This is a genomic window from Streptomyces sp. NPDC001617 (genome assembly GCF_053596855.1).
This window is the reverse complement of the sequence record NZ_JBSFHA010000192.1, coordinates 1-3,167: the sequence shown is the minus strand read 5'-3', so window position 1 is coordinate 3,167 and position 3,167 is coordinate 1. Positions and strand designations below refer to the sequence as shown.

At 67.6% G+C, this 3,167-nt stretch carries 3 protein-coding genes and 1 pseudogene; all 4 read right to left on the bottom strand.

From position 1 onward, the window contains the following. Nucleotides 1-71 precede the first annotated feature (71 nt). The gene (locus ACWC09_RS52425; RefSeq protein WP_450859384.1) at nucleotides 72-260 is read right to left on the bottom strand and encodes a hypothetical protein; all 189 of its coding nucleotides are present in this window, start codon (nucleotides 258-260) and stop codon (nucleotides 72-74) included. 196 nt (nucleotides 261-456) lie between these two features. Continuing rightward, nucleotides 457-1,062: pseudogene (locus tag ACWC09_RS52420) on the bottom strand (transposase); the annotation flags it as partial. Between the two features lie 347 nt (nucleotides 1,063-1,409). Next, on the bottom strand, nucleotides 1,410-2,279 hold the full coding sequence (locus ACWC09_RS52415; protein WP_450859382.1) for a calcium-binding protein: 870 nt from the start codon (nucleotides 2,277-2,279) through the stop codon (nucleotides 1,410-1,412). A gap of 215 nt (nucleotides 2,280-2,494) precedes the next feature. After that, on the bottom strand, nucleotides 2,495-2,968 hold the full coding sequence (locus ACWC09_RS52410) for a hypothetical protein (RefSeq protein WP_450859381.1): 474 nt from the start codon (nucleotides 2,966-2,968) through the stop codon (nucleotides 2,495-2,497). Nucleotides 2,969-3,167 lie beyond the last annotated feature (199 nt).

Below are 3,167 nucleotides of genomic sequence, written 5' to 3'. Positions count from 1 at the left end.
AAGACCACCCGCGCAATCCGCGATCAGCCCGAACGAACCCTCCCGCTCCTGGGCATCACCAACCCGGACGCTCAGGGAACTTGATCAAGCCCTGGCGGGAGGGGCCAGCTGCCACGCGGGGTGAGTGACGGCTGCGTTGCTGCCTGGGCGGGGGTGTGGCCGTGGGCGATGAGCCAGAGCAGCCAGAGCGCGAGGTCGATCCAGGCGGCGCCGGTGGAGGCCCATCCCCAGTCCACGAACAAGGCGTTGCTGGCCGTCACGAGGACGTTGTGCGGTTCCACTCCGTGTGGAGGAGGCTGTTGCCGGCGAACCAGGACAGGTCCGCGGGGTCGTCCACGAAGGTGCGGAGCCGTGTGGCATGCTCTTCAGCTCGAGCGTCGGCGTCGGGACCTCGGCCAACCGCATCATGGCGGCCATGACCGCGGGCAAGTCGGGCGACTTGCGCGTGAAGTCGGCGTGCCCGCCGTCTACGTACGCGAAGCCGAGCAGAGCAGCGCGGGCGGCCTCGTCGTTCCAAGCAATCTCGGGTTTGCCCGGGTCGGTGTAGTCGTGCGCGGTGCAGTACGACCTGGTCGGCCCCAGGGACCTCGCGGAGCACCGCACGGATCGCGGCGACGAGCTGAGTGACGGTGTCCTGGGTGGCTACCGCGTCGTCGAAGACGGTGGAGTCCAGCGCCCGGCGCTGCCTTCCCCTGAGCGCACCGGCCGCCACCATGACCTCCTTGACCTTCGCGAACAGCCGGTTCGGATCTCGCGAGTGCTCCAGCCGACGCCGGAAGTAGGTCAGCAACGACGGGTCGAAGGCGGTGTCGAGCAACCCCAGCCCACAGGCCGCCTTCCACCGCAGATCGCAGCGCAGTTCCAGCACCGCCTCGAAGTCCGAGCGCCGGTACAGGCTCTGCAGTACCAAGGCCGCGGCCAGCACCTGCGGCGGCATCGACGGGCGCCCGTTGGCCGACGGATACATGTCCGCCAACATCTCCGGCGGGAAGCCTCACGGTGCTCGGCCAGGAACGCGAAGACACTGCCCGGCGGGATCAACTCCCGGCAGCTCTCCCACACATCAGGCCCGACGCTCCCCGGTCCACTCGCCCTGCATACCCACGAGACTGGCCCCGGACCGCATGATCCGGAGCCAGAACCCGCAACATTTTCAGTGATCTTCTAGAGGCTCAGCGATGGAGCCCGCCGAGGGCTCGGTCAGTTCGTACTCGGCGACTGCGGCGGCCATGCCGACAACCTAGGTGAACGGACTCGGCGATGTCCCGCTCACATCGGCAGCGATACACGTGTGATGGCCGCCGCTCGAGGATCGGCTTGCGGAGGCTGCCCGCCCGCCGCCCTGCGCGCCGCACGTGCCGTGCCGGATCTCTCCGGGCCCGCAGCGGTGGCTCATGGCGTTCGCCGGTTCAGGGGCGTACGTCGACGTAGTCGCCGGGGGCCTTGGCCGGCCCGGTGGTAGTGGTGCCGGTGAAGTACCAACGCCAGTAACCGTCCTTGACTGCCTTGAGCGTGGTGTGCAGGGTGCCGGTGCTGCTGGTGTTCACGGTGGCCACCGTGGTGTAGGTGCTGCTGTCCTTCGGACGGAACTGCAGCTTTACCGCCTGGCCCGCATATCCCGCGTATCGGTAGGTGTCCCAGTTGGCCCGCACCAGCTTGCCGGTGACGGTGATGCGGGCGCCCTTGGCCACTGGTTCCGGTGACGCGTTCACCGTGACACGCGCGGCACGCTTGAGGCCGAACGACCCTATGCCGGGAGCGAAAGCGGAATCGCCGTCGTTGGCGTCGACCAGGGCGTCCACCGACCAGGTTCCCGCGTTGGCGTTGGCCAGATCCACCGGATCGTCACTGCCCGGGGCAGGGTGGGCGTTGACGGTGAACGACGTGGTGCAGGCTGTCGCGGTCTCGCAGGAAGCGTCGGTGGTGTAGAAGCCGCCGTGCGGTCCCTTGAGATCCACATCGACGAAAGACAGTCCGGAGTCATCCGATCCTGTGACCGTCACCGGGAACACCACGTTGCGGGTGATCCCCACGATGACGTCATGCCCGGAGTTGACGACGGCATCGCTGACCACCGGCTCGCCGAGCACGGTATCGGCCGCGGCATCGGCCCGAGCTCCCACTCCCACCAGCAAGGCGGCGACGGCCCCGACCACGACACTGCGGCGTGTCGCGCCACCGAGGGGTGTGCGCCACCCGGCTCGTACGACGGCTGCGGACCCAGTGGTCTCGCCCCCGTCGCCTCGTCTGTCGTCAAGTGGTGCGGCGATGCGGCTCATGAGTCCTCCACGGGACAACGCACCCGGTTGCCAACAACCTCCCGAGCAACGGCAGTCGGCGGCGGGCGCAGTAAACGGATGTGAGGTCACCCCGTTTGACTGCCGAGGCGGCCGGATCGTTGCCCCTGGATCGGGCCCGGCGGACCACGCAATACGGGTCTCACTTCTGGAGCGGTCGGGTGGGCAGGCGCGATGGAAGACAGCCGCGGGCCCGATCACGCCGGGGGCTCGCCCCGCAAACGGACCGCGACCTCGCCGAAGTCGACCTCGGCTTCGGCGCCGGCCAGGTGCGACTGCTCGATGAACACCTGCGCCGGGCCACGGCCGGCCTCGACCCGAATCTCCGGCTTCCGCTTGGCGACGTAGGCGCGCACGACCTGGTAGGACACGTCGTCCATCGAGTGCTCGTTGATCAACCGGCGATAGATCCGGACCACCGTGTGACGCTGCTTCCTCGGCGCATCCAGATCAGCCAGCAGCATCTGGTCGATCACCGGCTTGAACGGATCCAGCTTGGAACGGCGAGGCGCGTACGGTTCCCGAGGTTGCGGCCACGCCGAACTCAGCGCCTTCTGAACAGTCCGCCAGCCCACCCGGTACTTGCGCTCCAGCGCCCGGTTCGACATGCCCTCGCGAGCGTCACGCCGCAGCGCGGCATACAACTCGACCTTCGACTGAGCAGGTGGCATCGGCGGTGCTCCTTCACTGAGCACATTCACCTTGCCACCGCAACCCCGCGAGTGACACTACTTCTCACGAACAACTTCCCAGCCAACCAGCCGGTGACATCCACTCAGAAGCCGTATCTCAACCGAACATCATCGCTTGATTTCCGCTGGTCTGGCATGGTCTAGCTCGGAATGAGGGAGGCATGCGGCGTCTTGTTTC

What these genes read in the sequence shown, in the direction of transcription:
- ACWC09_RS52415 (WP_450859382.1), bottom strand. Translation starts at nt 2,279, where the DNA reads ATGAGCCGCATCGCCGCACCACTTGACGACAGACGAGGCGACGGGGGC.
- ACWC09_RS52410 (WP_450859381.1), bottom strand. Translation starts at nt 2,968, where the DNA reads ATGCCACCTGCTCAGTCGAAGGTCGAGTTGTATGCCGCGCTGCGGCGT.